Annotated in this window: 24 protein-coding genes; 7 read left to right on the top strand and 17 right to left on the bottom strand. The window is 70.4% G+C overall.

Annotated elements, in window-relative coordinates:
* The 11 genes from AB0B28_RS17665 to AB0B28_RS17615 all read right to left on the bottom strand — a co-directional run bounded on the left by AB0B28_RS17665 (window position 1) and on the right by AB0B28_RS17615 (window position 11,607).
* Window positions 1-1,245, bottom strand: coding sequence for an MFS transporter (locus tag AB0B28_RS17665; RefSeq protein WP_360122167.1), 1,245 nt, complete (start codon window positions 1,243-1,245; stop codon window positions 1-3).
* On the bottom strand, window positions 1,242-2,549 hold the full coding sequence (locus AB0B28_RS17660) for a hydrolase (RefSeq protein ID WP_360122164.1): 1,308 nt from the start codon (window positions 2,547-2,549) through the stop codon (window positions 1,242-1,244). Before AB0B28_RS17660 ends, AB0B28_RS17665 begins: the two co-directional genes overlap by 4 nt.
* Window positions 2,546-3,799 carry an ATP-grasp domain-containing protein gene (locus tag AB0B28_RS17655; protein ID WP_360122161.1) on the bottom strand — a complete coding sequence of 418 codons (1,254 nt, stop codon included), beginning with the start codon at window positions 3,797-3,799 and terminating at the stop codon, window positions 2,546-2,548. Before AB0B28_RS17655 ends, AB0B28_RS17660 begins: the two co-directional genes overlap by 4 nt.
* Window positions 3,784-4,728 carry a transketolase gene (locus tag AB0B28_RS17650; protein ID WP_360122158.1) on the bottom strand — a complete coding sequence of 315 codons (945 nt, stop codon included), beginning with the start codon at window positions 4,726-4,728 and terminating at the stop codon, window positions 3,784-3,786. The genes AB0B28_RS17655 and AB0B28_RS17650 overlap by 16 nt, the downstream gene beginning before the upstream one ends.
* Window positions 4,729-4,924: 196 nt before the next feature.
* Window positions 4,925-5,734, bottom strand: coding sequence for a 1-deoxy-D-xylulose-5-phosphate synthase N-terminal domain-containing protein (locus tag AB0B28_RS17645; RefSeq protein ID WP_360122155.1), 810 nt, complete (start codon window positions 5,732-5,734; stop codon window positions 4,925-4,927).
* Entirely contained in the window at window positions 5,731-7,575 is a 1,845-nt protein-coding gene (locus AB0B28_RS17640) for a M20/M25/M40 family metallo-hydrolase (RefSeq protein ID WP_360122152.1), read from the bottom strand. The genes AB0B28_RS17645 and AB0B28_RS17640 overlap by 4 nt, the downstream gene beginning before the upstream one ends.
* Complete coding sequence (gene argC / locus AB0B28_RS17635) at window positions 7,572-8,612, bottom strand: N-acetyl-gamma-glutamyl-phosphate reductase (RefSeq protein ID WP_360122149.1); 1,041 nt, start codon at window positions 8,610-8,612, stop codon at window positions 7,572-7,574. The genes AB0B28_RS17640 and argC overlap by 4 nt, the downstream gene beginning before the upstream one ends.
* Entirely contained in the window at window positions 8,605-9,921 is a 1,317-nt protein-coding gene (locus tag AB0B28_RS17630; RefSeq protein ID WP_360122146.1) for a DegT/DnrJ/EryC1/StrS family aminotransferase, read from the bottom strand. Before AB0B28_RS17630 ends, argC begins: the two co-directional genes overlap by 8 nt.
* Window positions 9,918-10,538 (bottom strand): degT/DnrJ/EryC1/StrS aminotransferase, encoded by a 621-nt coding sequence (locus AB0B28_RS17625; protein ID WP_360122143.1) that lies wholly within the window; start codon window positions 10,536-10,538, stop codon window positions 9,918-9,920. Before AB0B28_RS17625 ends, AB0B28_RS17630 begins: the two co-directional genes overlap by 4 nt.
* An 11-nt stretch (window positions 10,539-10,549) precedes the next feature.
* Window positions 10,550-11,422 carry a RimK family alpha-L-glutamate ligase gene (locus tag AB0B28_RS17620; protein ID WP_360122140.1) on the bottom strand — a complete coding sequence of 291 codons (873 nt, stop codon included), beginning with the start codon at window positions 11,420-11,422 and terminating at the stop codon, window positions 10,550-10,552.
* Window positions 11,419-11,607, bottom strand: a complete 189-nt coding sequence (locus tag AB0B28_RS17615; protein WP_360122138.1) for a lysine biosynthesis protein LysW — start codon at window positions 11,605-11,607, stop codon at window positions 11,419-11,421. The genes AB0B28_RS17620 and AB0B28_RS17615 overlap by 4 nt, the downstream gene beginning before the upstream one ends.
* Before the next feature lie 350 nt (window positions 11,608-11,957).
* On the opposite strand from AB0B28_RS17615, the gene AB0B28_RS17610 reads away from it, so the two are divergent.
* Window positions 11,958-12,944 (top strand): helix-turn-helix transcriptional regulator, encoded by a 987-nt coding sequence (locus tag AB0B28_RS17610; protein ID WP_360122135.1) that lies wholly within the window; start codon window positions 11,958-11,960, stop codon window positions 12,942-12,944.
* A 61-nt stretch (window positions 12,945-13,005) separates the two neighbouring features.
* Here the strand turns inward: AB0B28_RS17610 and AB0B28_RS17605 are convergent, their stop codons facing one another.
* The 4 genes from AB0B28_RS17605 to AB0B28_RS17590 all read right to left on the bottom strand — a co-directional run bounded on the left by AB0B28_RS17605 (window position 13,006) and on the right by AB0B28_RS17590 (window position 16,342).
* Window positions 13,006-13,155 (bottom strand): hypothetical protein, encoded by a 150-nt coding sequence (locus AB0B28_RS17605; RefSeq protein ID WP_360122132.1) that lies wholly within the window; start codon window positions 13,153-13,155, stop codon window positions 13,006-13,008.
* Between the two features lie 180 nt (window positions 13,156-13,335).
* A complete protein-coding gene (locus AB0B28_RS17600) occupies window positions 13,336-13,959 on the bottom strand; it encodes a GyrI-like domain-containing protein (RefSeq protein ID WP_360122129.1) in 624 nt (207 codons plus the stop codon).
* Window positions 13,960-14,027: 68 nt separating this feature from the next.
* Window positions 14,028-14,702: a response regulator gene (locus AB0B28_RS17595; RefSeq protein ID WP_360122126.1), complete on the bottom strand. Its 675-nt coding sequence runs from the start codon at window positions 14,700-14,702 to the stop codon at window positions 14,028-14,030.
* Complete coding sequence (locus tag AB0B28_RS17590) at window positions 14,699-16,342, bottom strand: sensor histidine kinase (RefSeq protein WP_360122123.1); 1,644 nt, start codon at window positions 16,340-16,342, stop codon at window positions 14,699-14,701. Before AB0B28_RS17590 ends, AB0B28_RS17595 begins: the two co-directional genes overlap by 4 nt.
* 112 nt (window positions 16,343-16,454) lie before the next feature.
* Here AB0B28_RS17590 and AB0B28_RS17585 point away from each other — a divergent pair, with 112 nt between their 5' ends.
* The 5 genes from AB0B28_RS17585 (at window position 16,455) to AB0B28_RS17565 (ending at window position 20,985) form a co-directional block, all read left to right on the top strand.
* Window positions 16,455-17,450: a tripartite tricarboxylate transporter substrate binding protein gene (locus AB0B28_RS17585; protein ID WP_360122120.1), complete on the top strand. Its 996-nt coding sequence runs from the start codon at window positions 16,455-16,457 to the stop codon at window positions 17,448-17,450.
* Window positions 17,447-17,968, top strand: a complete 522-nt coding sequence (locus AB0B28_RS17580; RefSeq protein ID WP_360122117.1) for a tripartite tricarboxylate transporter TctB family protein — start codon at window positions 17,447-17,449, stop codon at window positions 17,966-17,968. Before AB0B28_RS17585 ends, AB0B28_RS17580 begins: the two co-directional genes overlap by 4 nt.
* A complete protein-coding gene (locus AB0B28_RS17575; protein ID WP_360122114.1) occupies window positions 17,968-19,476 on the top strand; it encodes a tripartite tricarboxylate transporter permease in 1,509 nt (502 codons plus the stop codon). The genes AB0B28_RS17580 and AB0B28_RS17575 overlap by 1 nt, the downstream gene beginning before the upstream one ends.
* 143 nt (window positions 19,477-19,619) lie before the next feature.
* Window positions 19,620-20,540 (top strand): cation diffusion facilitator family transporter, encoded by a 921-nt coding sequence (locus AB0B28_RS17570; protein ID WP_360122111.1) that lies wholly within the window; start codon window positions 19,620-19,622, stop codon window positions 20,538-20,540.
* 109 nt (window positions 20,541-20,649) lie between these two features.
* Window positions 20,650-20,985, top strand: a complete 336-nt coding sequence (locus AB0B28_RS17565) for a hypothetical protein (RefSeq protein WP_360122108.1) — start codon at window positions 20,650-20,652, stop codon at window positions 20,983-20,985.
* Between the two features lie 51 nt (window positions 20,986-21,036).
* Here the strand turns inward: AB0B28_RS17565 and AB0B28_RS17560 are convergent, their stop codons facing one another.
* Together AB0B28_RS17560 and AB0B28_RS17555 are read right to left on the bottom strand one after the other, a co-directional pair.
* The gene (locus tag AB0B28_RS17560; RefSeq protein WP_360122266.1) at window positions 21,037-21,765 is read right to left on the bottom strand and encodes a GTP pyrophosphokinase family protein; all 729 of its coding nucleotides are present in this window, start codon (window positions 21,763-21,765) and stop codon (window positions 21,037-21,039) included.
* Between the two features lie 281 nt (window positions 21,766-22,046).
* Window positions 22,047-22,883: an aldo/keto reductase gene (locus AB0B28_RS17555; RefSeq protein ID WP_360122105.1), complete on the bottom strand. Its 837-nt coding sequence runs from the start codon at window positions 22,881-22,883 to the stop codon at window positions 22,047-22,049.
* A gap of 157 nt (window positions 22,884-23,040) precedes the next feature.
* Between AB0B28_RS17555 and AB0B28_RS17550 the strand changes: the two genes are divergently transcribed.
* Window positions 23,041-23,352, top strand: coding sequence for a hypothetical protein (locus AB0B28_RS17550; protein WP_360122102.1), 312 nt, complete (start codon window positions 23,041-23,043; stop codon window positions 23,350-23,352).
* Window positions 23,353-23,411 lie beyond the last annotated feature (59 nt).

The following is a 23,411-nucleotide window of genomic DNA, read 5'->3' as shown; positions in this document are numbered from 1 at the left end:
CTACTTGGTGCCCGCGGTGGCGGGTTCGGGTTCGGCGGCCGCCGGGTCTCGGTCGGCCTCCTCGCGGCTGAAGGCGCAGATGAGCGCGCAGACCGCTGCGACGCCGGCGACCAGAAGCCATTGTGCGCCAGGCATGTCGGCGTCGATGGCCAGGTCGAACATGAGCCCGGCGAGCAGCGCCCCGGCCATGTTCCCGGCGCTGCGGAAGAAGTGCATGGCCCCCATGGCCCTCGCGAGCCGGTCCTCGGGGACCTTCCTGGCCACCCACATGTCGAACGAGGGCGCGAACAGGATCTCGCCGAGCACCACCACGAAGCAGCCCGCGAGGACCCACAGCGTGGTCTGCCCGAGCCCGAAGGCCAGGAACGCGGCGACCATGCCCGCCAGGCCCACGGCCATGACCGTCCCGGGCGGGAGGTGCTTGATGAGCAGTTTGAACAGCGGGTACTGGAGCACCAGCAGCGTGAGCCCGGTGACCCAGAACGGCGCCGACGGCGCGAGGTCGGGCGCGAAGTGCTGCATGTGGAGCGGGATGCCCACGATGAAGCACATCTCCAGGAACCAGAACACCGCCGAGAGCGTGAAGTACGCGGTGGCGCCGCGCACTTCGATGCCCTTGAACACCTTGAGGCTGAACAGCGGCGTTCGTTCCTGCCGCTCCGGTTCGGGCGCGGGTTCGCCGGTCGCGGGCTCGAAGCCGTGCTTGGGGATGAACGCCGACGCGGAGAGGCAGAAGCCCACGAAGATCGCGAACACGATCGCGAAGACCACGCGCAGGTCGAACCCGGCGAGGAGGCCCCCGACGAGCGCGCCGCCGAACAGGCCCACCTGGGCCGCCATCTGGAACGTCGAGAACGCCTTGGGCCGCTCGTCCTCCGGATAGGACACGAGCACGTTCTTCAGGCCCGGGAACGCGGTCCCGGAGCCGAAGCCGATGAAGAACGCCAGCGCGCAGTAGACCCCCACGCCGCCGGCGAAGCCCATGCCCAGCAGCGACACCGCTTCGAGCGCGGTGCCGAGGAACACTGCGCCGCGGATGCCGGCGCGGGCCGCGACGCCCTCGTAGGAGAACGTCGCGAGCAGGCGGCCCACGTAGGTCATGCACATGACCAGGCCCGCCCAGAATCCCGAGTCGGTGCCGCCGAGGGCGGCCACGAGGATCGGGAACCAGATGAAGTTGCCGATGTGGGCCAGGAAGATCCCGGCGTTGACCCCGATGAGGGTCCGTCTGCGTTGGGCGGTCACAGCACGACCTTGCCTTTCGTCTTGCCTGCGCGGAGCTCGGCGATCTGGGCCGCGACGGCGTCGCGGTCGATCACCGTGCCTTGGACGACGGTGGTCTCGGGCAGCGCCGAGAGTGGGGCGGCGGGGTCGATGAGGTTGAACGTGGCGGCCTGCCCGACCGCGATCGGCTGGGCCGCGGGCCTTCCGGCGAGTTCGTCGAAGTAGTGCCGTCCGCCCACAGTGGCCTGCTCGCGGAGTCGGAACGCGAGATCCGCGGAGGTGTCGTCGCCGCGCAGCAGGTCGAGTTCGGAGAGGAACGAGTAGCCGTGGTAGGCGCCGAGGTTCCCCGAGTCGGTGCCGACCAGGAGCCGGCCTCGGTCGAGCGCGGCGAGCGCGTTGGCCCGCATGTCGGTGAGGGCGGCGGTGCGGGTCTCCTGGACGCCGTACTCGATGCCGTAGGGCTGCTCGATCTTCTGGACGAATTCGAGGTTGAACGGGTCCTGCGTCTGGGCGAACCCGGGGCGGCCGTATTCGGCGTCGAAGTCCTCGCGGGTCATGATCATCGGACGCAGTCCGGCCAGTGTGGACACGAACCTGGCGCCGTCGAACTCTTTCCAGTCCGCTTCGGTGAGTTCGGTGTCGCGCACCGAGTGTGCGAACAGCCGGAACCCGCATTCGTAGGCGAACCGGGTCTCTTCGAGCGTGTTGCAGTCGATCACGGCCGGGAGCCCGCGTTCGGCGGCCATGCGGGCGGTGAAGCGGAGGATCCGCTCGGACATGCGCGAGAACCGCACGGGGCTGCCGGGCTGCTCGGTGCCGTCGGTGAACATCGCCTTGAGGAACGTCGCGCCGCGCTCTTCGTTGGCGCGCAACGCGATCTCCAGATCGGATTCGACGGCGAGCATGTACACCGGCGCGGGGAACTCGACGCCGTGGCCGTTGCGCCCCGCGCCGTCGGTCATCGCCGTGACCGCGTACCCGCAGTGCACGACTTCGGGGTAAGGCCAGGGGGACTCGGCCTTGCCCGCCTCCCATTCCTCGGCGATCACGGGGAACCCGAACTTGTCCACCACGTGCGTCACGCCGTGGTAGAGGTGCTGGAGCGCGGTGATGCGCGGCGAGTCGAGGGAGTCGTCCCAGTTGCACGGCAGCGCGAAGTGCGCGTGGGCCTCGGTGTAGCCGGGCCACAGCTCGGTGGCGCTGCCGCCGCGGGGCCGGTCGGCGACGTCGACGCGGGCGAAGCGGCCGTCCTCGACGACCACGTCGTAGAGCACGGCCCGGTCCAGGACCGGGATCGACACCCCTTTGTAGACGGTCGCGGTCATCGCGCCACCGCCAGCTTCATGCGCAGGTCGATGTGGTCCAGGGCCGCTTCGCAGCGCTTGTTGACCTCGGCGCGATCGGCCCCGGTGAAGATCACGTGCCCGATCCAGTCGAAATTGGACTTCGACAGCCGCGACACCCGCGTGCCGGGCTTCTTGTACGCCAGCGCAGAGTGGAACCCGGGCTGGGTCTCGACGGCGTCGAAGGCGATGTCCTCGACCACGCCGTCGAGCGGGGCGCCGAACCAGTGCCCGCCCGCGGTGGTCTCGCCGGGGAAGGGCAGTTCGGGCCGCTCGCCGAGGGCCTGGCGGATCACTTCGAGGTAGGCGTCCACGCCGCTGGTGATCTGCATGAGCGAGGGCACGATGCCGCCGATGAGGCGGCCGTTGACCTCGCACAGCACCGGCCCGTCGGGGCCGAGCAGGAACTCGGTGTGGATGAACCCGAAGTCGACGCCGAGGCCTTCGAGGGCCTTCGTGGTGAGCGCGAACAGCTCCTCTTGGAGGTCGTGTCCGGTGAAGTAGGTCGCGCCCATCTCGATGAAGTGCGGGAACCCGCTCAGGGGCCGGTCGGTGAGGCCGAGGTTCACGATCTCGCCGGGACCGAGCACACAGGACTCGACCGAGATGAGCTCGCCGGGCACGAACTGTTCGATCACGATGTCGGGGATGCGGACCACGCCGCGCCCGTAGTCGGCCACGCCTTCGAGGTCGGCGAGGTACTCGCGGAGGTCCCGCTCGTCCTTGAGGTGCAGCACGTGCAGGCTCGCCGTGCCGTCGGAGGGCTTTGCGACGCAGGGGAACCCGATCTCGCGCACCGCGGCCTCGACCTCGGCGGGGTCGGCCACGTGCCGGAACCTGGGCTGCGGGACGCCATTGCCGTCGAGGGCGAGCCTGGTCCGGTGCTTGTGGCGCGCGTTGCGCGCGCCGTCGACGCTCATGCCGGGCAGGCCGAGCGCCTGGGCCACGGCCGCGGTGTGGACGGTGTGATACTCGCTGTAGGTCGTGACGCCGTGGACGGGGTGCTCGGCGTGGAGCGCCTCGGCCAGGGCCACGAGCGCTTCGATGTCGAACGCGGCCTCGCTCTTGACCACCGTGCAGTTCGGGTGCGCGTACGCCCCGGCGGTGAGCGGAGAGATCGCGAGGTAGAAGTCCGGGTCGACCGAGACGAGCGTGACGTCGTGGCCGAGTTCGAGGGCGTTGGCGATGCCCGCCATGCCGTTCGGGTTGCATTCGATCATGAGGACGTGCATGGTGCGGTCTCCCTTGGGTGCTGGGCCGCCGCGTCGAGCACGGCGGTGACGGTCAGGCCGATCTGGGCCAGGGTCTGGGCGTGGTCGCCGCCTTCGACGGGCCAGCCGTCGCCTGCGCTCGCGCCGGTGACGCGGCAGTCGGGCAGCAGCAGCGCGAGCGCTTCGGCGACGCCTCCGGCGCGGCGGTGCTCCTCGACGACGGTGAACCGGGTGTGCCGCGACGCGAGTTCGACGGCGGCGACCGCGAGGCTCTCGTCGTCCACATAGCACAGGTTCGCGTGGGCGAGGTCCGGTGCGATCGCGGTGGCCTCCAGGCACAGCCGGGTGGCCTCTTCCCCCACCGACACCAGGCACGGCGTACCCGATGCTCCTTCGGCGGCCCATTGGACCGGCGGCGGCCTGGTGCCGGCGGGGGAGAGGCTGTCGTAGACCGCGTTGCGGCCGGTGCGGATGTAGTGCGGGCGCCCCGACGCGGCGGCCTCGGCGACCACCGCGCGCATCGCCTGCTCCCCGTAGGGGGCCGCGATGACGACCCCGGGCACCGCGCGGGCCACCGCGAGGTCTTCGAGGCAGTGGTGGGTGGTCCCGAACCAGGCCCCGGACACGCCCGCATACGGCGCGACCACGGTGACGCCCGCGCCCAGGTAGCCGAGCGCGAGCTTGAAGCTCTCGGCGGCGCGCAGGGTCGCGAACGGCGCGAACGTGCTCACGAACGGCTTGTACCCGGCCGACGCGAGCCCGGCGGCCATGTCGATCATCGCCCCCTCGGCGATCCCGACGTTGAAGAACCGGTCGGGATGCGCCTCGGCGAACGGGTGCCCTTTCCCGCCGAGATCGGCTTCGAGACAGAGGATCGCGGGATCGGCCTGGGCGAGCGCGGTCAGCTCGGCGCGGTAGGCGTCGCGTCCGGAGAGCGTCGCGGTCGTCATGAGGTGCCCCTCGCGTTCATCGAGTCGAGGTCGCCGCGAGTCGGTGCGGCCGCGAGCCGGATCGCGCCCTGAGCGAGGCGCGGTCTCGGCGACGGCGATGCCGCTGGGCGGCGATCACGAGTTCGAGGGAAGGCGGCGTCCGAGTGGTCGACTCGGGTGGCCGCGGCCCGGATCGTCGGCCGTTTCGAATAATGAGTCATCGGATGCCCCGCTTCCACTTCTCGGCCCGCTCGGCGTCGATCTTCACGTAATGCGACCCGGCCTTGCCCTCGACGGCGCGGACCCCCTTGCCCTTCACCGTGGTCGCGATGACCGCCAGCGGGCGGTCGCCCGGGCGCTCCCCGGCGAGGATCGCGGTCAGCGCCGCGTGGTCGTGGCCGTCCACTTCGGCCGCGTCGAACCCGAAGGCCCCGAAGCGGTCCGCGAGGTCGGGCAGCGGCGAGATGTCGGCCACGAGGCCGTCGTTCTGGCCGCCGTTGCGGTCCACGAGCAGCACGAAGTTCCCGAGCCGCCGCGCCGCCGCGACCTGGACCGTCTCCCACACGAGACCCTCCTGGAGCTCCCCGTCGCCGCTCACGGCGATCCCGAGCCCGCCTCGGCCCGAGAGCCGTTGCGCCAGCGCCCAACCGGCCGCGTACGGCACCCCGTGCCCGAGGCTCCCGGTCGGGAACGCCACGCCGGGGACCTTTGGCCCCGGGTGCCCGGTGTACGGATGCCCGACCTGGCCGTAATGCGGGGCCGGGTTCTCGGCGAGCCGCCCGGTCACGTGCAGCGCCGCGTACAACCCCGCGGCGGCGTGGCCCTTGCTCAACACGACGCGGGTGCCGTCGTCGCCCTCGGCCCGGTCGAACGCGGCCAGCAGCAGGTCGATCACCGACAGGCTCCCGCCCAGGTGGCAGCCGCGCTCACTCGCGGCCATGTCCACGATCAGCCGCCGAGCCCGCGCGGCCCGATCCACATGCGAGGGCCGCACCGCGAGCCCCTCGACGTACGCGAGCGCACTCATCGCGCCTCCCTCTCCATCCAGTCCGCCACCGCCGCTTGCAATACCGCGCGCGCCTGCCTGACTTCTTCGGCGTCGATCCGCTCCGCGTCGGTGTGGTCCAGCGCCGAATCCCCGGGCCCGTACGCGACCATCGGGACGCCCGTCCAGGTCGTGGCCAGCGTGTTCATGTCGGAGGTCCCCTTCTTGACCACATGCCGGGGCTTGACACCCGCGCCCGCGAAGGCCCTCGCGAACGACTTGGCCAGCGGTGACGTGCGCCCGCCCTGGTGACCGGGGGTGGCCCGCAGGATCGCCGCGTCCACCCCCGGCAGCCGCGGGAGCGCCTTGATGAGCGCTTCCGGTTCCGCCCCTGGAGGAATGCGGAAGTTCAAGATCGCCGTAGCCGCGTCGCGGCCGGGCTGCCGGGACGTCCAGGTGTCGATCACAGCGCTCAGCGCCTCCGGAGCCTCGGCCAGCACCGCCTCGCGATACGCCGCCAGCGCCGCGATCAGCGCGTCGGGCGCGGACACCGCGTCCCTCGCCGCCGAATGCCCACTGTCGACGGTCGCGGTGATCCGCAGTTTGAACAGCCCGTGGTAGCCCAGCGTCAACGTCCCCGAGCCGCTCGGCTCGCCCACGATCACCGCGTCGGCCGGGTAGTGGTCCCGAACCCAGAACGCGCCCTTCGACGAAGAGACCTCCTCCTCGACCGCGCCGACCACCCGGATCTGGTGCCCTTCGCCGACCTCCGTGGCCGCCAGCACTTCGAGGAAGTTCACCAGGCAGCCCTTGGCGTCCACAGTGCCTCGACCGAACAGCGTCCCCTCCGGCTCCCACGCCGTGGGCCAGTGGAACGGGACCGTGTCCAGGTGCCCGAGCATGAGCAGTCGCCTCGGCCCGTCCCCCTTGGTCGCCACCAGGTTCCCGGCCGGGTCCACTTTGGCTTCGATGTCTCTCGCGGTGCACCAGTCCCGCAGGTACGCCGCGAGCTCGTGCTCGTCGCCCGAGACCGACGGCACCGCCGCCGCGCGCGTGAGCAGCGCCAGATCCGGCGCGGGCTCGCGGCTCGGCCAGAACCGGGTCCAACCCGTGTGGTCCTCCATCGTGTCCGGGCCGCAGATCGCCACGTCGGCGCTCGCCGAGAGCGCGAGCTCGGCGGCCCGCACCTTCTGCTTCATGCGCCCGCCCGCGTACCGGGCCCCGTCCCCGGGGTACAGGTCCGTGACGGTCGAGGCCGGATCGCCCGGGTCGGCGAGCAGCCCGGCGGTCCCGGTGACCAGCCGCAGGTGATCGGCGCCCATCGCGTTCGCGAGCACCGCCGCCAGCACGTCGGCGTCCGCGTTGAGCGGCGTACCCCCGCCCGTGTCCGCGATCGGCGGGCTGAGGCACACCAGGTCGAACGCGTCCAGCAGCGCACCCAGCCGCTCGACGTCCACTTCGGTCGGCAGCCCGGCCCGGTGGTCGCGCACCACCCGCACCCGCCCGTTCGCGCCCTGCGCCTTGAGCGGCCGGTTCGGCACGCCGCGCACCAGACCCGTCGCCACTGCGGTGTGCACGGCCAGACCGAGCGCGCCCAGGCCCGCCTCCACCGCGGGCAGCGTGACCCGCCGATAGGCCTCGACGAGGTGCTCCATCTCCTCGGGCGGGCAGTAGCGCACCGCGTCCCCCGACGCGAGGCGCAGCTGCGGCATCTCGCGCCCGATGTCGCGGTAATGCCGCTCGATCCCGGCCGCGCCGCCCGCGACCATGAGCACCCGCGCGCCCCGCCGCGCGAACGCGGCCAGCTCGGCGTAGATCCCGTTGCCGGGCGCACAGCGGTCCAAAGTGGCGCTGCCGACCTTGACGCAATAGAGCGGCTTCACGGGCCCACCGCCGTGGTCGGCAGCCCGGTCGACTCGTCCAGGCCCATCATGAGGTTCATCGTCTGCACCGCCTGTCCCGCAGCGCCTTTGACGAGGTTGTCCAGCGCCGCGACGCTCACCGCCTCGGTGCCCTGGACGCTCACGGCCACCTCGGCGAGGTTCGAGCCGACCACGGCCTTGATCATCGGGAAGTCCTGCGGCCGTTTGGGCGCGGTGCGCACCTTCACGAACGGCTTGCCCGCGTATGCCGAAGCGAACGCCCGCTTCACTTCGAGGGTCGAGACCCCTTCGCGCAGTTGCGAGTAGCAGGTCACGAGGATGCCGCGTGGCAGGTCCAGGCTGTGGGTCGAGAACTGGAGTTCGGGTTCGAGCCCGGTGTACTCGGCCAGCGCCTGCCGGATCTCCGGGGCGTGCCGGTGGCCGTGCGGGCGGTGGACGCGGAAGTTCCCGGCCCGTTCTGCCGGGTGCTCGCCCGTGCCCTTGCCCGAACCGGACGAGCCGGTCTTGGCGTCGACCACGATCCTCGGTTCCACCAGGTCGTCGCACAGCAGCGGGTAGAGGGCGTACAGCGAGGCCACGGCCATGCACCCGGGCAGGTTCACGAACCGCTCGGCGCCAAGGTCGGTCGAGAACTCGGGCACGAAGTACGCGAACTTCTCGTCCACGGCCTCGGAGGCCGGGTAGTGGCGGCGGGTCTCGGCGCGGTCGGCGAGCCGGAAGTCCCCGGCGAGGTTGAGCACGCGCTCGGCCTTGGCCGCGATGAGCGGCAGCACCTGCGGCAGCGTGCCGCCGGGCAGGCACGCGAACGCCACGTCCACTTCGGGCAGTTCGTCGAGCGGCCGCAGTTTCCGGCCGCCGAGGTCGGGGTGGTTGCGCAGCCACGGGTGGACCGCGCCGATCGTCTGTCCCGCATGGCGTTCGGCCGAGAGGAACACCAGGTCCGCGTCGGGGTGGTCGGCCAGGAGCCGCGCGGTCTCGCCGCCGGTGTAGCCGCTCGCGCCGATCACGGCCACGCGGACGCGTCGCTCGTCAGCCAAGGCGGGCCGCCCTGCGGTGCGGGCGCGGGATGTCGCCCGAGGCCAGTTTGCGGATCGCGTCGGGCCGCCTGGCGACCTTCGCGAAGGCCTCGCCGTAGCGAAGGGCCCGTTCGTATTCGACCGGGGAGCGCAGCTCCCGGCACAGCACGAGCGTGCGCTCCAGCATCGCGACGGTGTTCGGGAAGTCCTCGGGCACGTGGTCGCGCACCGCGCCGGGGTTGAGCGTGAACGGGTAGCCGCCGCCGAAGCCGTCGCGCCGCTGGAACGGCAGGTGGCACGGGATCGGGGTGTTCTGCCATTCGCGGGCCGGGACCCCTTCGGCCACCAGCAGTTCGTGCACGGCCTGCTTCACGGCGTGGACCGGCAGGTCCTCCAGGCCGACCGCCTCGGGCCGCAACCCGATCCGGTACATGTTGTACGCGTGCACGTGCCCGTCGGGGACGTGCGGCGGGGTGAACAGCCCGGTCTCGCGCAGCGCCTCGGCGAGGACTTCGGCGTTGCGGGCCCGCACCTTGTCGTAGTACGGCAGCCGCTCCAGCTGGCTCGCCCCGAAGGCCGCCGCGATCGGGGCCATCCGGTAGTCGATGCCGTTGCGGCCCAAATACTCGACCGCCCGCGTGTAGGCGTCCTCGGTGGCGTAGAACGCGATCCCGCCCTCGCCGCCGAGCGGGAAGTTCTTGTCGGCCATGAGGCTCTGCCCCGCCGCGTCCCCGATCGAACCGGCGACGCGGCCTTCGATCTTCGCCGAGTGCGCGTGCGAGGCGTCCTCGACGAGCGCGAGCCCGCGCTCTTCGCAGAGCCCGCGCAGCGCGGGCATGTCGGCCGGGAGCCCGTGGACGTGCACGGGCATCACGGCCCTGGTCCGCTCGGTCACGGCCGCCGCCGCGGCGGCCGGGTCCATGCAGTACGTGACCGGGTCGATGTCGACGAACACCGGGATCGCATGCGCCGCAACCACTGCCTGCGCGGTGGCGATGAACGTGAACGCCGGGACGATCACCTCGTCGCCGGGTTCGACCCCGGCCCCGACCAGCGCCATGTGGAGCCCGGCCGTGCCCGACGCGGTCGGCAGCGCGAAGGCCGCGCCCACGTACTCGCAGTAGGCCTCGGCGAACCCGTCAACCACTTTGGACGGGTCTTGGCGCTGCGCGAGCAGCATGTGCAGCACGTCCTCCTTGGTGATGACCGGGAACGGCGTGCGGCGCGTCTCCTTGCCGATCATGGCCGGTCCGCCGAGCGCCGCGAGTTCGGCCTCACGGTCGGCCGGGCGCGGCAGATCGATTGGGGCCGTGGGGAAGTCGGTGATCATCGGACTGCTCCTTCGGCCTTGGCGGCCTGGTTCAAGGCGACCCGGACACAGGCCGCGACCAGCGGGCTGAGCCGGTAGTTGCACTGCACGCCCGGTACGAGGTCCGGATTGGACTCCTCCTGGGTCCACATGGTCCGCAGGTCGAACGCGCCGAAGATCTTCAGCCGTTCGGCCCTGGCCCACACGGTCTCGTCGTCGGTGAGCACGGCCGCGGCGGGCCCGAAGCCCAAGTCGCACAGGTCGACCACGAGCACCTTCGCGTCGATCTCGGCCGCGAGTTCGCGCAGCCGCCCGGCGTTCGCCGCGTCGATCCGCAAGCGCGCGAACGGTACCGCCGTCTCGGCATCGGACTCGATCCCGAGCCACGCGAGGAACGCCGCGGTCGGCTCGTCGTACCCCGAGGCGTCCACGCGGTCGCCGTACCCGAGGCCCTGACCGGCCACGGCGGCGTGGACGGCCGCGGAGGAGGAGTTCACCAGGGACACGTGCGTCCGAGCGGTGGCCTTGGCGAGCAGGCGCTCCAGCCCCGGCAGCTCCCGGTCGCCCTTCTCGATGCTCATCACGGTGCCCGAGGTCATGACCCTGGTGAGCACCACTGCGGTGTCGAACAGCTCCATGCGGTCTCCTCTCAGTGCGCGCTCGACAGCGCGAGCGCGGCGGTGACGTGGTCGGCCACGGCGGCGGCGATGTCGACGCCGTGGACCGCCGAGGACTTCGCGAATTCGGGGTTGGCGTTGACCTCCAGGACCTTGAGCGCGCCCGCGGCGCGGTCCTCGACCAGGTCGACGCCGTAGAAGCCCTCCCCGAGGAGGTCGGTCACGCCTCTGCACAGCTTCGCCATCTCGGCGGTGACCTCGACGCGCTCCACGTCGGCCCCGAGCGTGGTGTTGGTGCGCCAGTGGTCGGAGACCCGCCGGATCGCCACGACCGGCTCGGCGCCCACGACCACGACCCGCAGGTCGTGCCCGGGCTTGTCGACGTACTCCTGCACCAGGACCGGGAACAGCTTCCCGGCCGCGTCGGCCGACTCGCGGCCCCCGATCCAGGCGTCCACGCACTCCTCGTTCACCATGCGGGTCACGCCGCGGCCCCACGAGCCGCTGACGGGCTTGACCACCGAGGGCCACCCGAACGCGGCCACGGCCTCGCGCACCTGCGCGAAGCTGAACGCGAGATGCGATTCGGGGTGAGGGACCCCGTTGCGGGAGAACACGAGCGCCTGGAGTCCCTTGTCGCCGCAGACCTCGATCGCCGAGGTCCGGTTCAAGGTCTGCACGCCCACGTGCTCCAGCAGCCGCGCGGTCGAGAGCGCCTGCTGGTGCGAGACGTTGCGGATGAGCCCGAGCCGGGCCGCGGCCCCGCCGCGCACGATCGCGCCCAGGTCGGGCGGCAGCACGGTGGCGACGTCCACGCCCCGGGCCCGCAGGGCCGCCCCGAGGAGCTTCTCCTCGGGGCGCAGCACGGTGACCGACAAGAGGACGTCGGCCTCGAGTTCGTTCACTCGCCCCAGTCCTCTTCGACCTCGGGGGCGAGTTCGAGCCGGGTCAGGGCGGCGGTCTGCTCGGCGACCTCGTGCTCCTGCCCGCAGGAGCCGCATTCGACGATCTCGCCCTTCTCCCATTCGGCGTCGATGGTGAAGGGCGCGTCGCAGACGAGGCAGTCGGCGGAGGTGGTCTGGGTGCTCATGTGGCGGCCACCGTTTCCTTCCTGAGTGGGTGGATGTTCCGCGCCAAGCCTGGCCGCCCGGGCCTCACCCTGTCAGTGGTCATTTGCGCCGCCGAGCATTTCTGACACCGCAATGCGAATGGGCGTGATCGACGTGCGGGCGGACGGCGTATGACGAGTACGCGAACTCGCGTCATGTCCGAAATGGAAGCGCTCTCAAAAGGGGATCCACCGTGTTATTCTTCGTGCGGGGAACCGGAATGCGACGAGTCGGACACGCATCGTGCGGCAGACACCGACGTCCCCGCACCGCGAGTCGGCCGTCGATCACCCCCGGGACCCGTGCGAGCGCACCCCTCGGAAGGACGATCATGCTGAGCATCTTCGGATTCGACGCGGACACCGAAACCGTCTACCTGGCACTTCTCGAGAACCCCGCGATCGAGGCGTCCAAGCTGGCCGAACTGCTCCCGCAGGAGGCGCCCGCGTTCGAGGCCGCCGTCGCGAACCTCACCGGGGCCGCGCTCGTCTCCCGCGAGGGCGACCGCCTCTCCTTGGTCGACCCCGAGGTCGGCCTCGCCTCGCTCTTGGCCCGCCAGCAGGCCGAGGTCGCCACGATGCAGCACCAGCTCGAAGAGGGCCGCATGGCCATGACCCGCATGCTCTCCAAGTACGGGGCCAAGGCCCCCGGCGAGAGCGGCGTCGAGCAGGTCATCGGCCTGAAGGCGATCCGCACCCGCATCGCCGAGCTCGCCGCCTCCTGCGTCGAGGAGCAGCTGATCCTCGCCCCGGTCGGCAAGCTCTCCGAGGAGACCTTCGAAGAGGCGCAGGCGGTCGACGAGGACGTGCTCAAGCGCGGCGTGCGGATGAAGTCGGTCTACCTCGACGCGGTGCGCAACGACCCGTTCACCATGGAGGCCCTCAACTGGGAGATCGACGCGGGCGGCGAAGTGCGCACGGCCCCTTCGCTGCCGCTGCGCATGATCGTGTTCGACCGCGAGCGCGCGATCATCCCCATGGACGACCTCGACTGCGAGATAGGCGCGCTGATCCTCGGCAACCGCGTCATCATCCAGGCCATGGTGGCCCTGTTCATCAACATCTGGGCCGACGCGCAGCCGCTGACGCGCCGCCGCCCCTACCGCTCCGAGCCGCTCACGGCCCAGGAGCAGCACGTCCTCAAGCTCTGGGCCCAAGGCCACACCGACGCCTCGGCGGCCCGCCAGATGAAGGTCTCCCACCGCACGATCCGCCGCCTCTCCGAGGACCTGACCAAGCGCCTCGGGGCCCGCAGCCGCTTCCAGCTCGGCGCTCTGGCCACCGCGCGGGGGCTCATCAAGGAAGCGGACCTGATCTGAACGGCGAGAACGGCACCGCGCTCAGTGCGCGGTGCCGTCGTCGGGGCCGGGAAGCGGCCGATCAGTCGCCGATGGCGGGGCTGCCGTTGCCCCAGCCGTTGCCCGCGAGGTCGGCGTCGATGCCGCCCGCGGACGCGGCCGCGTGGCCGCCGATGAGGAGTACGGCGAAGGAGAGGGTCAGCGAAACGATCATGCGTCGCACAGTGGTCATCCCATCTTGAGGGTTTCCTTTGGTACGCCCCGATTCAATAGGTTTCGCGTCGTGACTGACAGTCGTCAAAAGTATCCTACCAACGTAATAGACCATGTCCCCGACCTGCGGACCTGCTCGGATAATTGCTGTCATCCGTAAAGAAAGTCCATAGTGATCAAGCGCACAATTGCGGGTCGGTCATTCACTGATCGGCCGGACCGGTTGGCGCAGCACGGTCTTGAGCTTCGCCGGGGCGGTGCGGCGGGCGTCGCTGAGGTAGATCTCGTGGTGGTCGCCGTTGAAGGCGAGGCCGTTCGCGGGCATGTACTCGTTGTGGAGCCGTTCGAGGACGGGCGTCTCGTCGTCGTAGGAGCCCACGTGCAGGATCTGCACGCTGGGCCCTTCGGTGAACGTGTGCGGGCGCAGTAGTTCGAGCGCGGGGTTCGGGTGCTTGGCCCCGGCGGTCTCGACCGCGTTGGCGACCATGTCGGCGGTGATCCACTCCGGCTGCCCGATGAGCATCGTCCACTTCCAAGAGTCCTTCTCCCGCTTGAGGAACGCGCTCGGGTCCTCGGCCCGCCACAGCCCTTCCATCGGGGCCACCACGAAGTCCTTGCGCAGCGAGAGCTTGGAGTGGAACTTGAGCGTGTAGGCCACCGAGTAGAGCGCCTCGACGGCCTGCCGGTAGGCCTCGGCGGTGTTCGGGTCGCCCTCCCCGTCGACGGCGATGAAGCCCAGCTCGGGCACGTCGACGCGGGTGAAGTCCTTCGCCGAGGGCGCATAGAGCGCCTTGTGCGCCTTTTTGACGTCGTACTTCTCCACGGTGGGCTCCTTCGGTTCGCCGGGACGGGCTCCGATGATCGCATGCGGCTGCGACACCGGCTCCGGGTTCAGGCCCGGCGGGCCCACGCGTAGCGGCGCTCGGGGCGGCCGCGACCGGCGTACTTCAGGCTGACCTCGGCGCTGCCGCCTTCGGCGAGTCGTTCGAGGTAGCGCCGGGCGCTCACCCGCGAGATCCCCACGCGCTCGGCGCATTCGCTGGCCGAGAGCGACCCCTCGGCCACCCGCAGCGCCGACTCGACCAGTTTCGTGGTCTCGGCGCTGAACCCCTTGGGCGGCAGTGGATTCGGTGCGGTGGCTCGTTCGAAGGCGCGGTCGACGTCGGCCTGGTCGCGCACCGCGGCGGCGGCCAGTCCGGCCCGGCGTTCGGCGTATTGCTCCAATCGTTCGGTGAAGTCGTCGAAGCTGAACGGTTTCAGCAGGTACGAGACCACGCCCAGACGCACGGCGGCGCGCACGGCTTCGGCCTCGCGGGCCGCCGAGATCACGAAGACGTCGGATTCGAAGCCTTCGGCCCTCATGCGCCGCACCAGGTCCAGGCCGAACACGTCGGGCAGGTACAGATCGAGCAGGACCAGGTCGGGCCGATGTTCGGCGAGCGCGGCGAGGGTCTCCTCGCCGCTGCGGGCGCCGGCGGCGACCCGGAATCCGGGGGTGCGCGCGACGAAGCCGCTGTGGATGTTGACCAGCCGGAAGTCGTCGTCGACGACCAGCACTTCGATCATGAGGGTTCCTTGGCCGTAGGGGTCGCGGCGGCGAGCAGCGGGATCGCGGCGGTGAAGCGGGCGCCGCTCCCGGTGGGCTCCAGGGCCACGGTGCCGCCGTGATGCTCGCACACGAGCTTGGCCAGCGCAAGCCCGATGCCGCGCCCGCCGGTGCTGCTCTGGGAGGTGGGGGCCTTGGTGGTGTAGCCGTGCGCAAAGATCTCCGCGGCCGCCGCGGGCGGCACGCCGGGGCCTGAGTCGGTGACGGTGATCCGCACGGCGCCGTCCTCGTGGCGCAGTTCGACCGCGACGCGGGGTTCGGGCCTGGGCTGCGGGCCGGTGTCGGCTTCGACGGCCGCGTCGATGGCGTTGTCGAGGAGGTTGCCGAGCACGGTGCCGACGTCGGCGGAGTCCTCGGGTTCGAGCGGCGGGAGGGCGCTGCCGCCTGCGATGTCGAGGCGCACGCGCCGCTCGGCGGCCTGGGCGGACTTGGCCATGAGGAGCGCGGCGATGGCCTTGTCGCGGATGGGTTCGCCGATGGCCAGGTCGAGGGACTGCCGGTGCCGGTTGAGGGCGTCGACGTAGCGCACGACCTCGTCCTGCTCGCCGATCTGGATCAGCCCGGAGATGGTGTGGAGGCGGTTGTCGAACTCGTGGGTCTGGGCCCGCAGCGCTTCGGCGGTGGACCGGAACGAGCCGAGGTCGCGTTCGAGCTGGGCCAGTTCGGTCCGGTCGCGCAGGGTCGCGACCGAGCCGAGCGCGCGTCCGTCCTTCTCCACGGGCATGCGGTTGACGACCAAGACCCGGTTGCCCTGCAACACGACCTGGTCGGTGCCGGTGACCGCCCCGGTGAGCACGTCGCGCAGCCTTGAGGTCAGGTCGAGGTCGGCGAGGGCGCGCCCGACCGAGTCGCCCGGGAGGTCGAGCAGGCGCCTGCCCACGTCGTTGACGAGGGTGACGCGGTGCTGCGGGTCGAGCGCGACGACGCCTTCGGCGATGCCGTAGAGCATGGCCTCGCGGTGCTCGGCGAGCCCGGCGATCTCCCTGGGCTCCATGCCGAACGTCTGGCGTTTGATGCGGCGGGCGAGCAGCCACGACCCGGCCACGCCGAGGACGCTCGCGACCCCGAGGTACAGCAGCAGGTTCGGGCTCGCGCCCGCGAGCCTGTCCAACAGCGAGGGCACTTCGTGGCCCACGATCGCGACGCCCAGCTGCACGCCGTGCGTTGAGCCGTCGGCGCCGAGCACCGGGGCCTGCGCGACCAGTTCGGTGCGCCCGCCCAGCTCCATCTCGCCTTTCCAGCCCCGGCCTTGGAGCACGCCCGCGCCGAGGTCGAGCACGGTGCCCACCAGCAGCGGGTTGGTGGAGGCGACCACGAGTCCCTCGGCGTCGGCGAGCGTCACCGAGGAGACCTGCCAGCGCACGAGGTCGCTCTGGATCTGCGGCGCGAGCGTCTGCGCCGGGGCGGGCGCGGGGAGGCGGTCGCGCACCAGATTGGAAGCGGCGAGGTTCTCGGCGAGCTGGGTGACGCGGCGGCCCTGCTCGGTGGCGAACACGGCCGCGGACTGGGCCAGCGACAGCCCGGCCACGGCGGCGAGGACGAGCAGGATCACCGTCAGCTGGAAGACGAGGAGCTGACCGGCGAGGGTGGGGCGGGGCACGGGCCTGAACACAATGAACTCAATGATCGATACGGACACAAGGCTGACATAGGGCTTACGCCGGGGTGACCATCGTCTCTCACAGCGGCTTCGAAACGAAAGAGCAACGACGATGAAATTTCACCGGAGGGCCCTCCTCAGCGCTGCGGCAGCCGTCCCGGCCTTCGCGGCGGCCTCGGCCTGCGGCCTGACCGCCGATGACGGTGAGGACGGCGGTCCCTTGACGGGCCTTCGCCTCATGGTGCCCAACAGCCCCGGCGGCGGCTACGACACGACCGCCCGCTCGATCGCGCGGATCATGGAGGACGAGAAGATCGCCAAGGGCGTCGAGGTGTTCAACCTGTCCGGCGCCGGAGGCACGGTCGGGTTGCAGCGCATGGTGAACGAGGAGGGCAACGGCGACCTCGTGATGCAGATGGGCCTGGGCGTCGTGGGCGCCTCGTACACCCAGAACTCCGAGGCCAAGCTCACCGGCACGACTCCGATCGCGAAGCTCGTGGAGGAGGCCGGCGCGATCGTGGTCCCGGCCGCCTCGCCGTACGAGACGATCGCCGACCTGGTGGAGGCCTGGGCGGCCGATCCGCGCAGCGTGGCGATCGGCGGCGGCTCGTCCCCGGGCGGGCCCGACCACCTGCTGCCGATGCGCCTGGCCGACACCGTGGGGATCACGCCCGCCGACGTCAACTACGTGTCCTATGACGGCGGCGGTGAGTTGCTCCCGGCCCTGCTGGGGGAGAAGATCGCCGCGGGCGCGAGCGGGGTGGGGGAGTTCATCGACCAGATCGTGGCCGGGCAGCTGCGGGTCCTCGCGGTCTCGACGCTCGACCGCGTCGAGGCCGTGCCCGATGCGCCGACGCTCGTCGAGTCCGGCATCGAGATGGAGTTCACCAACTGGCGCGGCTGGGTCGCCCCGCCCGGCGTCGAGGACGCCGACGTGCAGCGATGGGTCGACGCGATCACCGCGGTCTACGAGACCGACGCGTGGGCCGAGGAACTCGCCAAGCAGGGCTGGATCGACGCGTTCGCCACCGGAGACGAGTTCGGCGACTTCCTCACCCAGCAGGACCGGGAAGTCGCCTCGATCCTCCAGGACCTGGGCCTGGTATGAGCGACCTCGACCGCGCTGACGAAGGCGCCGACACGACCACCGAGCCCGCCGGACCCGACCGGGCCCAGTACTGGGTCGCCGGGGTCCTCGCCGCGCTCGGCGTCGTGGTGATCGTCGACGCCCTGCGCCTGGGCGGGTTCACCGCCTCGAACGACCCGATCGGGCCCAAGCCGGTCCCGATCATCCTCGGATCGCTGCTCATCGTGGTGGCCGTCCTCTACGCGCTCGACGTGGCGCGGGGCGGGCGCGGCGAGGGCGGGGAGACCGACGGGCCCTTCGACTGGCGCACCATCGGCCTGCTGTGCGCGATCTTCATCGCGAACGCGCTGGTCATCGAGTGGCTCGGCTGGGTCATCTCCGGTTCGCTCCTGTTCTGGGGCGCGGCCGTGGTACTCGGCTCGCGGCGCTACTTCCTCGCGCTGGCCGCGGCGGTGGTGCTCGGCCTGGCCACGTTCTACGGCTTCGCGATCGGGCTCGGCGTGGGCCTGCCCGCGGGCATCCTGCAGGGAATCCTCTGATGGACAACCTCGACTCCCTCATCGAGGGCTTCGGCGCGGTCCTGACCCCGCAGAACCTCCTCATCGCGCTCATCGGTGTCACGATCGGCACGGCCGTCTCGATGATGCCGGGCATGGGCACGGCGATGGCGATCGCGCTGCTGCTGCCCATCACGTACGGGATGGAGCCCACGCAGGCGTTCATCATGTTCGCGGGGATCTTCTACGGCGGCATGTACGGCGGCTCGACCACGGCGATCCTGCTGAACACTCCAGGCCAATCGTCCTCAGTGGTCACCGTCATGGAGGGCTTCAAGATGGCCCGCAACGGCCGCGGGGGACAGGCGCTCGCGACCGCCGCGATCGGATCCTTTGTGGCCGGAACCATCGCCACCGTGGCGCTGGTGTTCGTCACCCCGGTCACGGTGAGCTTCGCGATCGGCCTCGGCGCGCCCGACTACCTCGCGATCATGGTCTTGGCGCTGTTCGCGACCGCTTCGGTGCTCGGTTCCTCGCGCATCCGCGGCTTCGCGTCGCTCCTGTTCGGACTCGTGGTGGGCACCATCGGGATCGACGCGGTCACCGGCCAGCAGCGCCTCACCTATGGGGTCCCGCAGCTGGCCGACGGGATCGACGTGGTGATCGTGGCGGTCGGGGTGTTCGCCATCGGCGAGGCGCTGTGGATCGCCGCGCGCGGGAGGCGCACCAAGGACGAGATCATCCCCGTGGGCCGGGTCTGGATGGGCCGCAAGGATTGGCGGCGCTCGTGGGGTCCGTGGCTGCGCGGCACCGCGCTCGGGTTCCCGTTCGGGGCCATGCCCGCCGGAGGCGCGGAAGTGCCCACGTTCCTGTCCTATGTGACCGAACGCAGGCTCTCCAAGCACAAGAACGAGTTCGGCAAGGGCGCCATCGAAGGCGTGGCCGGACCCGAGGCCGCGAACAACGCCTCGGCCGCCGGGACCCTCGTGCCGATGCTCGCACTCGGCCTGCCGTGCAACGCGACCGCCGCGGTGATGCTCGCGGCGTTCCAGACCTACGGGATCCAGCCCGGGCCGCTGCTGTTCGAGAACGAGTCGGCCCTGGTGTGGACGCTCATCGCGAGCCTGTTCATCGGCAACACCATGCTGCTCGTGCTCAACATGCCGATGATCCCGATCTGGGTCAAGCTCCTGCGCGTGCCCAAGCCGTACCTGTTCGCGGGGATCCTGTTCTTCGCCTCGATGGGCGCCTACGCGGTGAACGCGCAGCCGTTCGACCTGTTCGTGCTCATCGTGCTCGGCCTGGCCGGGCTCGCGATGCGCCGCTTCGGGCTGCCGATGCTGCCGCTCATCGTGGGCGTCATCCTCGGTCCGATGGCCGAACGGCAGGCGCGCATGTCGCTCCAGCTCTCCGGTGGGGAGCTCTCGGGCCTGATCGGCGGCCCGGTCTCGTGGGTCGTCTACGGGATCCTGGCCCTGATCGCCGTCTGGCCGCTCGTGCGATTCGTGGCGCGGCGCAGGGCCCGCGACCGCGAAATCGTCGCGGCCTGACAGAGGGGGAAGGTGCGGGCTCGGGATCGGGCCCGCACCTTTGGCGTGAGGCAGGCCACCCTTGACGGGTCTCGTCGCAGGCCGGTACAGTCCAAGGCGACATATGCACGTATCGCAATGTAATATTGATTCGAGAGGCCAGCATGGGACACGGGCACGACCACGGCGCGCACGCCGGAGGCAGACACGCCTGGCGGCTGAAGATCGCACTCGCCCTCATCGGCGGATTCTTCGCCGTCGAGCTCGTCACCGGCCTGCTCTCGGGCTCCCTCGCCCTGCTCTCCGACGCCGGGCACATGGCCGCCGACGTCGTCACCCTCGCCGCGGCCCTCACCGCCACCCGCATCGCCACCCGCCCCGACACCACCGGCCGCCGCACCTACGGTTCCTACCGCGCTGAGATCTTCGCCTCCGGCTTCGCCGTCCTCGTCATGTTCGGCATGGCCGCCTACATCGTGGCCGAAGCCCTCGGCCGCATCGGCGAAGCGCCCGAGATCAGCGTCGGCCCCATGCTCGTCGTCGGCGCACTCGGCCTCGCGGTCAACCTCATCGCCCTGCTCCTGCTGCGATCCGGCGCGAGCGAGAGCCTCAACGTCAAAGGCGCCTACTTCGAAGTCATCGCCGACACCGCCGGATCGGTCGGCGTCATCATCGCCGGCATCCTCGTCGCCACCACCGGCCAAGCCGCCTGGGACACCGGCATCGCGCTGGCGATCGGCCTGTTCGTGGTGGTCCGCGCCGTCCCGCTGGGCCGACAGGTCCTCGCCGTCCTGGCCCAGCACGCCCCGCCCGGCCTGGAACCGGCCGCGATCGCCGAAGACCTCGCCGCGATCCCGGGCGTCGACGACGTCCACGACGTCCACCTCTGGACCCTCACCTCAGGCATGCACGTGGCCACGGCCCACCTGGTCACCGACCCCGCAGCCGACGCCCACACGGTCCTCGACCGCGCCCAACACCTCATGCGAACCACCCACGACATAACCCACGCCACCATCCAACTCGAACCCAAGACCCACGAAAAATGCAACGAACCAGGCCGCTGCCCCCTCCCCGCCCCTTAGGGCGGTGCCGGAGCCGTGCAATTCCGATGCCGGTTCGGTGCGCGCTTCGCCGAGAGTCGATGCACTGTCTTCTAGGTGCATCGGCCGCGCCGATGCGGAAGGGGTCCAAATGATCAAACGGATCATCCAGAGTCTCGCCTTGCTCACGGCAATGGTGGGCATGTCCTTCGCCCTGAGCGCACCGGCGCAGGCCGCAGACCCGGTCGAGGCCACCCCCGCCGAGGTGACCGCGTCGGTCACCGCGGACGGCGACGTCCAGCCCATGACCGCCGCGCAGTGCCGCAGCTACATCAAAAGCAAGGGATACGCGGTCGGACCCCTGGTCACCTCCGCTTGCAACCTCGGCGTCAGCAGTTATTCGAACTGCGTGAGCTACTTCCAGCGCAACACCGACGTCTGGCTGTCCCACGCCCAGAGCGCATGCTCGCTGGCCGGAGTCGTCTGAGAGCACAAGTGAGGCGGGGCCCGCGATCGGATGATCGCGGGCCCCGTCGCGCTACGGGCGGCTTTGGGAGGTCGCTCCTGTCGTCTGGGCCAGGTCCCATAGGCGGAGGAGGAGGGCGTTGTCGAGTTGGGGGATGGTGGGGCGGGTGTCGTCGGCGGGGGTGGGGCCGTGGACTTCGGCGTGGAGTTGTTCCATGCGGCGGTCGAGTTGTTCGGCGGCGGTGGCCGCGTCGGCGAGGTCGGTGGCGATGTGGGCGGGGACTTCGCCGTCGTACTTGTAGAAGATCTTGTGTTCGAGGCTGGCCCAGAAGTCCTGGGCCACGGTGCGGATCTGGACCTCCACGATCACCGGGACCGCGCCGGTGGAGAGGAAGACCGGGACCTCGATGATCGCGTGGAGGCTCTTGTAGCCGTTGGGTTTGGGGTTGGCGATGTAGTCCTTGACCTCGATCACGCGGATGTCGTGCTGGGAGGTCAGGGCGTCGAGCATCCGGTAGGTGTCGGCGATGAAGCTGCACGTGATGCGGATGCCGGCGATGTCGGTGATGTGCTCGCGGATCTTCGGCAGCGTGGGGGAGACCTGGCGGCGCACGACCTTCTCCAGGATGCTGTCGGGGGTCTTGATGCGGGAGCTGACGTGCTCGATGGGGTTGTAGCGGTGGAGGTGCCGAAACTCCTCGCGCAGGATCGTGACCTTGGTGAGCACCTCGTCCACGGCGAACTGGTACTCCATCATGAAGCGCCCGAAGCCCTCCCGGATGCCGCGCGCGTAGTCGAGCATCGCCGGGTCCGGCCGTGCCGTGTCGATGCCTTCGGGCGGGAGCGCTTCGCGGGCCTCCTCGATGTCCTCGTCGTTCCGCCGCCTGCTGCTGATGTCCGTCACGCTCCGCGCCTCCGCTGGTCCGATCGTGCGGCGATGCAATCGCTTGCTCTCGGTCACTCGGTCGAATCGACGGTACCCACGTCAAGCATGCAACGACCAGTGCGACACGTCACCGGTCGAAACCGGACAAAGATACCGCGCCGGGTCCGAGTCGGGCCCGGCGCGGTCGGTTCGCCCCGCTACCAGGAGTACGCCTCGGGGGCGGGGCCGCCGGGGCCGGGGAAGATCTCGTCCAGGGTCGCCAGGTCGGTCTCGTCGAGCTCGACCTCCAGCGCCGCCACGGCGTCCTCCAGCTGGGACGACGTTCGCGGGCCGATGATGGGCCCGGTGACGCCCGGCTGCCGCAGCACCCACGCCAGACCGAGGACCGCCGGGGCGACGCCCCTCTTCGCGGCGAAGGCCTCGTACCGTTCCAGCTGCGGCCGGTGCTTCTCGACGCCCGCGGCGATGCGCTCGCTCGAACGCCGTCCGGTGGTCGGCTTGTCTCCGAGGACGCCGCCGAGCAGGCCGCCCCCGAGCGGGGACCAGGGGATGACGCCGAGGCCGTACTGCTGCGCGGCCGGGATGACCTCGAGCTCGATGTTGCGGTTCAGGAGGCTGTAGATCGACTGCTCCGAGACCAGGCCGAAGCTCCCGCGCCGGATCGCGTGCTCGTTCGCCCTGGCGATGCCCCAGCCCGGGAAGTTCGACGACCCGGAATAGACCACTTTGCCTTGGGTCACAAGTGTGTCGATCGCCTGCCAGATCTCCTCCCACTGCACCGACCGGTCGATGTGGTGGAACTGGTACAGGTCGACCCGGTCGGTCTGGAGCCGCCGCAGCGAGGCTTCGATCTGCGCCCGGATCCGGTACGCCGAGAGTCCCTTCTCATTCGGCCCGTCGCCGACGGCTCCGTACACCTTGGTGGCGAGCACGACCTGCTCGCGGGCCTCGGGCCTGGAAGCGAACCAACGCCCGATGGTCTCCTCGGTCCAGCCCTTCCTGCTCCTGCCGTAGACATCGGCGGTGTCGTACATCTGAGATTGACACCGCAAAGAGCCTGGTGAACGGCACGGGGCCCCCAGGGGCCGGGGATGCGAAGCCCCCTAGACCGCCCGCAGAACACGCCAGCGCTTACCAAATCTTCAACACACACCGCCACGGTATGAGCCGCGGCTGAACAAGGAGGAAGACATGACCATGCAGGACAACAGGATCAGCAAGGAAAACGCCGCTGCGCTCGCCGAATGGCTCGTAGAGAACGAGATCACGGCCGACGCCGAAATCATCACCACGCGACACGGTGTCTTCGCAGCTCAGTGCTGCGACATCGACGGCAAGATCACCAAGATCGAGACCCGACAGCCTTTCGAGTTGCCTGCCGGCGAAACGAGGGCCGCCGACCTGGTTGGGCAGCTCGGCGAGGGCCTCGACCTTGAACAGGAGCCCCTGAGGTTCCACAACGGTGACTACCTCGTGGCGTGGTCGGTCAAGCACGGCAACTAAAGACGACAACGAAACAGGGCCCCGGCGGCAACCGGGGCCCTTGGTTTCCCCCCAAAGGA

It is taken from the genome of Glycomyces sp. NPDC046736, assembly GCF_040645615.1.
In the GTDB taxonomy this organism is placed as follows: Bacteria; Actinomycetota; Actinomycetes; order Mycobacteriales; family Micromonosporaceae; genus Glycomyces.
The sequence above is the reverse complement of the archived record's forward strand: the minus strand, read 5'-3'. Positions and strand labels throughout refer to the sequence as shown.